The organism is Flavobacterium sp. (genome assembly GCF_035456085.1).
GTDB lineage: Bacteria > Bacteroidota > Bacteroidia > Flavobacteriales > Flavobacteriaceae > Flavobacterium.
In genome coordinates, this window is the sequence record NZ_DATIDY010000213.1 from 1 (window position 1) to 8,079 (window position 8,079).

Here is an 8,079-nt window from a genome sequence, read left to right on the forward strand (position 1 = left end):
TGCTTGCGAAATCAGCAAAGACAAAGACATTAATACAGTTCAAAAAGCCTTTTTGGAAACTATGAACTCAGTTCCTTCAATGACTTTTACCGAAGAAGATCTGACACGCGCTAAAAATGAATTGCTAAAACAATTTGAAAACACTTATAACAAAACCATCAATTTATCAATAGCAATGACCGAATATATTTCGGCTGGTGATTGGAGATTATTCTTTAAAAATAGGGATAATGTTGAAGCTTTAACGGTAGCTGACATTCAGAATGCTGCAAAAAAATACTATTTACAAAGCAATAGAACCTGGGGGCGTTTTATTCCAGAAGCAACCAGCGAACGAACTAAAGTAAACGAAATTACAGATATTGCAGCTTTGGTAAAAGATTATAAAGGAAAAGCAATGGAAGCCAATACCGCTACTTTTGAAGCAACAGTTGAGAATATTATAAAATCTACCGAAGAAGGCAAATTAGCCTCTGGTGGTAAATATGCTTTACTAGAAAAACCAGCAAAAGGTAACAAAATTGAAGGGAGATTATTGTTGAGAATGGGAGATGAAAAATCATTAAGCCAAAAATCAATGATTGCAAATCTTACCGCAAGTATGCTGAAACTTGGAACCAAAAACAGAACTAAAAAACAAATCAACGACCAACTAGATCAATACAAAATCAATTTAAGCCTTTCGGGAGCAGTTGATGGCTTGTATGTGAGAATCAGCACTGACAAAACCAATTTGAATCATGCCTTGGATTTAGTACAAGACATTTTAAAAAATCCTTCTTTTGATGTTACCGAATTTGAAAAATTAAAATTAGAAACCAAAAACGGACTGGAAGCCAACCGCAACGAACCACAAGCAGTGGCAAGTCAGGAATTAACAAAACTAACCTCTTTGTATCCTAAAACGCATCCATATTACGCAGAGACAATTGATGAAAGTCTGGCAACTTTGGACAAAATTACAATTGAAGATATTAAAGACTTTTATGCAACTTTTTATGGTGGCAAAAACAGTGTTTCTTCCTTTGTAGGCGGAATTGACAAGGATGCTATCAAAAAATTTCTAAGCGATACCTTTGATAATTGGAATCCAAAGATTGCTTATAAAAGAATTCCAACTCAATACTTTAATGTAAAATCGACTACCAAAACTATTCAGATTAATGATAAAACGAATGCTACTTTGTTTGGGAAAATTAATTTGAATATTGGTGAAAAAAGCCCGGATTATCCTGCAATCGAAATGGCTAATGAATTATTAGGAGGTGGAGCTTTTTTATCATCAAGAATACCACAACGTTTGCGTGAAACTGAAGGATTAAGTTATGGCGCTGGTTCTTATTTACAAGCCAATTACATAGATCCTACAACTGATTGGGGCATTTATGCTTTCTACAATCCAACGATGAAAGATAAATTAAGTAATGCTTTGAACGAAGAAATTCAGAAAGCAATTAGCAAAGGATTTACTAAAGAAGAATTTGATAATTCATTAAAATCTTGGTTACAAACCAGACAAACAATGTTGGGAACAGATGAATTTTTAGTGCGTGAGCTAAGAGAAAATTTGGATTTAGGAAAAACTTTTAAAGATTATCAAGATTTTGAAAACAAAGTTAAAAATCTAGATGTTCAAAAAGTAAATGCAGCGTTGGTTAAATATTTTGATCCTAAAAAATTCGTAGTTGTAAATGCTGGTGATTACGTTAAAAAGTAATTCCAATCAAAAATAAAACCTTAAAAAGTATTGAGCGATCAATACTTTTTTTTATTTCATTCGTTCTAATTAAACTAAAAAAAGGACTAATTTTAATAGTCCAAACAACAACAAAACAAACTAAGATGAAATATAGAATTGAAAAAGATACAATGGGAGAAGTTCAGGTTCCTGCTGATAGATATTGGGGAGCACAGACGGAACGTTCACTAAATAATTTCAAAATTGGTCCTTCTGCATCGATGCCAAAACCAATTATTGAAGGATTTGCATTTTTGAAAAAAGCCGCTGCTTACACCAATTATGAATTAGGAGTTTTACCTGTAGAAAAAAGAGATGCCATAGCATCGGTATGCGATGAAATTCTCGAAGGCAAACTTTCAGAGGAATTTCCGCTAGTGATTTGGCAAACAGGTTCGGGGACACAAAGCAATATGAATGTCAATGAAGTAATTGCTAATCGCGCTCAAGTTTTGAAAGGTCTCAGTATTACCGACAATGAACCTTTTATCAAAGCCAATGATGACGTGAATAAATCGCAATCTTCAAATGATACGTTTCCAACCGCCATGCATATTGCCGCTTACAAAATGGTTGTTGAAAAAACTATTCCAAATGTTGAGAAATTAAGAGTTACGCTTCAAAAAAAAGCTGACGAATTTAAATCAGTTGTGAAAATTGGACGGACACATTTGATGGATGCTACTCCCCTAACTTTGGGACAAGAAATTTCGGGCTACGCGGCACAATTAGACTTTGGTTTGAAAGCTGTTAGAAACACTTTGCCACATTTGTCTCAAATTGCATTGGGTGGAACCGCTGTTGGTACAGGTTTGAATACTCCAAAAGGTTATGATGTAAAGGTCGCTGAATATATTAGTCAGTTTACCGGACATCCTTTTGTGACAGCACCTAATAAATTTGAAGCGCTTGCCACGCACGATGCAATTGTAGAGACTCACGGTGCACTCAAACAACTGGCTGTTTCTCTGAATAAAATTGCTAATGACATTAGAATGCTGGCTTCTGGGCCACGTTCTGGAATTGGCGAAATTTTGATTCCCGAAAACGAACCGGGTTCTTCAATTATGCCTGGAAAAGTAAATCCGACGCAATGTGAGGCGCTTACTATGGTTTGCGCGCAAGTTATTGGTAACGACATGGCAATAACTGTTGGCGGTATGCAAGGACAGTATGAACTAAATGTTTTTAAACCAATGATGGCGGCCAACTTCCTGCAATCAGCGGAATTGCTTGGTGACGCATGTCTTTCATTCGATTTACATTGTGCTCAGGGAATTGAGCCGAATTACAAACGCATTGAAGAATTGGTAAACAATTCGTTGATGTTAGTAACGGCGTTGAATACTAAAATCGGCTATTACAAATCAGCTGAAATTGCTCAAACGGCGCATAAAAATGGAACTACACTCAAGGAAGAAGCTGTTCGTTTGGGTTATGTAACATCCGAAGATTTTGACCAGTGGGTAAAACCAGAAGATATGGTCGGGAATTAAGAACCCGTAACCAGATCTCAGATTATAAAATTGAAAAGTAAATAGAAAACCAAAAGCTGAATTTATCCTAAAGTTGTTTGTCACTGCGTGAGTGATAGAAGCAAGTTACCGAAGTAACGCGGATAGCACGACAGCATTCCTATAAAAGGGCGTATAACCACAAAGAATATTAGCCCTTTTATAGGAATGGTGGCACGCCCAAATGACCTTTCGACCAAATGTGATTTCAAAAAAAAATCCAGTCCTAAAAAGTGATTCGGGACTGGATATATTTTATTTTAATAAAGTTTAATCTTTGATAAATTTTGAGGTAAGTGTAGTTTCGTTTGTTCTCACAGTGCACAAATATACTCCTGTTGCCAAATCTGCTAAATCAAAAGTGATTTTTTCGCCAGAAACTCGATCTTTTTTTGTGTATGAAAAAACTTTTGTTCCAAAAACAGTGTAGATATCAACAAAAATTTCTCCAGTCACATTGTCTGATAAATAAACATTCAAAGATGATTCTATAGTCGTTGGGAATAATTTCATTTGCGCTTCTTTATTAGCAACAGTATAGTCTTTTGTTCCTAAATTAGTACAAGCTGATATTGTTCCGTCTGCAGTAACATTTAAAGTCGCTCCTGCTCCACATGTAGCGTTAGGAACATAAGTGGCTACATCTTCAACTGACATTACACTGTAGGAGGTATAAGGAACCGTTGTAGCTGTTTGTGAATCTGAAATAGGAGTTGAAGAAGCTCCTTGAATAGACCCTTTGTAAGTTATAATAGATGTTCCACCATCTGAACTATCATAATTTTTATATACATTTTTAATTTGTGCAAAATTGGTGTTTTCAACATAACAAGTAGTACCATTAGTTCCTCCACCTAAACCAATTGCGACAGAACTGGAAGTACTTGTATTATAATAGCAATTTAAAATATGTAATTCAGCATTTCTAGCTCTCGGCATTCTTTCTTTACAGCCTTCGGCCCAATAACAATTTTGAAAAGTAACACTGAAATGACCATCAGTAGGTGCATTGGTACTACCAGAACCTATCAAATCTGAAAAGCGGTGATCTGGAGTTCCACCAGATTCATAACCAGTAAGTGTTGGTGGTTTATTATAACCAAATTTACACCACGAAACCGTAATATTATCGGCATTATTTTTCAAGTCAAAATTTCCATCGATTCCATCTTGAAAATCACAATGATCAATCCAAAGATTGGTAGCACCATCTGCAGCAAGATTGTCTTGACCTCCAATATCCCAAGCTCCCGGACCTTCAAAAATTAAGTTTCTGATGATTACATTATCTGATCCTCCTTTTAAGTAAAGAATTCCAGATCCTGTTTTTGTTTGATCAATATTAACCAACTTAGCTCCTGGTAAACCAATAATAGTTTTATTTTTAATCAGTACACTGGTATAAGGACAGGTAATAGTTCCGGAAACTAAAATTATTTTTGCTCCTTCTGTGGTTGGTTTGTTAGAATTGATCGCATTATAAAAATCAGTATAATTAGTAACTGTAACAGTTGATCCTCCTGCTCCACCAGTAGTATTAGCACCAAAACCTTCAGGGGCTGACATATAATAGTTTTGAGCGGTGGCACTATAAAATGCAAGAATAAAAAAACTTAAAAATAATCTCTTTTTCATTTAATAAATTGTTTAATTTGATAAATCGGGGGGTTAAAAAATATCTGAACTTAAACCTGAAAATTTAAAAACGTTCAGTAAATCTAAACGGCTGCAAAATTAACTCTTTATTACCCTATAAATTTAGATACAAAAGATTTTTTTTACTTTTTAAGTGTTAAAATTTGGATGGACAGTAATAATCAGGGAATTAAAAAAAGTGACTGTATGTGCTGATTTTTATTAGCTTTTTTGTTTTTATAAACTTTTCAAAACTTGAAAAAATATAAAAAACCGCCACAAAATTTTAATAATGAGGCGGTTTCCTTATTTTAAGTTTTTATTTAAATCTATTTTCCATCAACATAATCCTGTAAATAGCTGAAACGCTCAGTGAGTTTACCTTTTTCGGTTATTTTAGCTCTTTGTAGAATTCCATCTTTATCTCCGTTAAAAAAAGCGGGAATAACATGCTTCGAAAACATTTCGCCAAAACCTACGCTGGCATCTTTTGGCATTTCGCATGGTAAATTATCGACAGCCATAACCACTATGGCTGCGGGATGAAAAACATCTACTTCTTTGTTTTCGCTCGGATGATAACCATAGAACGGTTCGGCAATTGTTGAGCAACGTAATGTGCTAGCAATAGATCCATTGACATCGCAGGAAATATCAGCTACGATTTTTATTTGGCAATCATTGGCGTTCAGCATATCACGACTCAAAATTACTGGTGCTTCATTGGAATGAAAATGAGCGGTGATATAAATATCTGAAACTTTTGTAAATTTTTCGAAATCAGACACATATTCGGATGGATTATTAAGGAAATCAGCAAAATCTAACTGCTGTCCGTCCTTTCTTTTATTATAATCCAAAACATCAAGCTGAGTATAAACGGCTTGTGTGTATTTTTTTGTCAAATAATTCTCTGGTGTAACTTCTTTTATTTTCATGGCATCCAAAATTTCTTTGGTTCCATTACCAACTTTTCCGGTACCTGTTACTACGATTTTTAAAGGAGGCAAAATCAATCTTTTTAGATGTGCAATTAATGCATCCCTACCTGAAAGAGTTTCTGCTTTTGGCAACTTGAATAATTCAAATTTTATTCCGAAAGCACGAAATGCATTATAAACTCCTGCCATTCCTGCATATCTGCCAAAACCAATCAATCGATGATTATGATCGTCAACAATGGCTTCGTGATCATACAAATCAATGTTTTTTTCCAGAATAGCCTGGAGCAATTTTCTATTATGAGGTTGCTTTTTGATTGTGTGCGAAAAAATAAAATAGGATTTATTAGGAATCAAATCATCCACCGGAATTTCTTTTATACCAAAAAGAAAATCGCAATCAGTAACATCATTTGTTACTTCAATTCCCATGTTTTGATAATCCAAATCAGTAAAAACACGTATATCCGAACTTTCTACTTTTACATCAATTTCAGGGTACAATTGGTTTATTTTGGCCAATTCATTTGGAGAAAAAACAACTCTGTAATCTGGGGGATTTTTTCTTTCTTTAATAATTCCGAATTTCATTTTTTGGGCTTTTTAATTTTATAAATATAACTTTTATGTAGTTATTTGTCATAAATATAACAATATTATTCAATTTATGATTTTTTATAAAATATTTTCTGATGATAACAAAAATGTAAATATTTGATATTTAACTAGATATGATAAAATTCATCAATTAAAACCTAAAATATGATCATAATTATTATTAAAAAAACTAAAACTAAATCATCGTATTCTATATATTTGCCCTTTTAGTATCAAGAAAATGAATTTTATAAAAAAGGCAAATATACTATATTTACTGCTCCCATTGGCAGTATTGAATTCCTGCAAAAAAGAATCTGCAACTAAGTCAGATAAAGAAATAATAGAAATAAAAGACGCGGATTTACCCAAAAATGTCTTACCCAAAATGAAACCCATGGGTAAGGAAACCCCTTTGACTGCTGATTATGTTGCAGAAAAAAGACGTCAAATAGATTCTTTTTATAGAAAAAACTGGCCGAACAACAGCATGAATGGTGGTCTCTTGGTGGCAAAAAATGGGCAAATTATTTTTGAAAAGTATGAAGGTTATGCCAATCTGAGAACCAAAATTCCAATTACGCCCGAAACCCCTATTCATATTGCCTCAGTTAGTAAAGTCCTTACAGCTACTGCTGTCCTTAAATTAGTCAATGCCAAAAGAATAGATTTAGATCAAAAGGTAACTGATTTTTTACCTGAATTTCCATATCCAGATGTTACCGTAAGAATGTTATTATCTCATAGAAGCGGCATGCGCAGTTATGCTTATTTTACTGATCGTGATAAAAATGTTTGGGATAGACATAATACCTTGACTAATCAAGATATTTTGACTATTATGGCTACTAAAAATATTAATTTAGAACAAAAAACAGGTACCCGATTTGCTTATTGCAACACCAATTATGCGATGTTGGCCTTGATTATTGAAAAAGTGACCAAGCTTTCTTATAGAGATGCAATGGAACAAATAATTTTCAAACCTCTTGGGATGGATCATACTTTTGTTCTTGATTTTGACAAAGACAAACACAATGTAGCTCCTTCTTATAAGGCAAACAGAGTTGAAATTGGAATTGATTATTTGGATAAAATCTATGGTGATAAAAATATCTACTCAACTCCTAGAGATTTATTAAAATTTGACAGAGCCAGAAATTCTCCTTCTTTTCTAGAGCCTCAATTGTTATCACAAGTTTATACCGGATACAGCAACGAACACAAAGGAACCAAAAATTACGGTTTAGGCATCCGAATGATCAACTGGCCTAATGGCAAGAACTTTTATTTCCACAATGGTTGGTGGCATGGTTTTACGTCATCGTACATTCAGTTAAAAGATGAAAATGTGACGATAATTGCTTTATCTAATAAATTTAACAGAAGTACGTATGCTGTTAGAAAATTATCTGTAATATTTGGTGATTATCCATTTAAGGTGGCAGATGGAGAATAGTTTAGATTAGAAGAATTCAGTCTATAAATTACAGTATTCTTATTTTTAAAATTTACTGTTGAAATTGATACTTGATATTGTATCTTTGCAAAACATTTCCATTGGAAATAAATGGAAATTTGATTCTGAAACCTAATTTCTGTAATCAAAATTTAAAAATGGGGTCGACTGGTTTTGACAGCAAGTCGAATTGAA

At 33.7% G+C, this 8,079-nt stretch carries 5 protein-coding genes; 3 read left to right on the forward strand and 2 right to left on the reverse strand.

Translation table 11 applies throughout. The features are described 5' to 3' along the window. Both VLC96_RS16275 and fumC read left to right on the forward strand, forming a co-directional pair. Positions 1 to 1,717 (forward strand): insulinase family protein (locus VLC96_RS16275; RefSeq protein ID WP_325264610.1); only part of this gene is annotated, 1,717 nt, incomplete at its 5' end. Between the two features lie 125 nt (positions 1,718 to 1,842). Then, positions 1,843 to 3,234 (forward strand): class II fumarate hydratase, encoded by a 1,392-nt coding sequence (gene fumC, locus VLC96_RS16280; protein ID WP_325264611.1) that lies wholly within the window; start codon positions 1,843 to 1,845, stop codon positions 3,232 to 3,234. A gap of 288 nt (positions 3,235 to 3,522) precedes the next feature. Here fumC and VLC96_RS16285 read toward each other — a convergent pair whose 3' ends face one another. Continuing rightward, positions 3,523 to 4,887 (reverse strand): pectate lyase family protein, encoded by a 1,365-nt coding sequence (locus VLC96_RS16285; RefSeq protein WP_325264613.1) that lies wholly within the window; start codon positions 4,885 to 4,887, stop codon positions 3,523 to 3,525. A 329-nt stretch (positions 4,888 to 5,216) separates the two neighbouring features. Continuing rightward, a complete protein-coding gene (locus VLC96_RS16290) occupies positions 5,217 to 6,419 on the reverse strand; it encodes an NAD(P)-dependent oxidoreductase (RefSeq protein ID WP_325264615.1) in 1,203 nt (400 codons plus the stop codon). 247 nt (positions 6,420 to 6,666) lie between these two features. On the opposite strand from VLC96_RS16290, the gene VLC96_RS16295 reads away from it, so the two are divergent. Next, complete coding sequence (locus VLC96_RS16295; RefSeq protein ID WP_325264617.1) at positions 6,667 to 7,884, forward strand: serine hydrolase domain-containing protein; 1,218 nt, start codon at positions 6,667 to 6,669, stop codon at positions 7,882 to 7,884. The last annotated feature ends 195 nt before the right edge of the window (positions 7,885 to 8,079 follow it).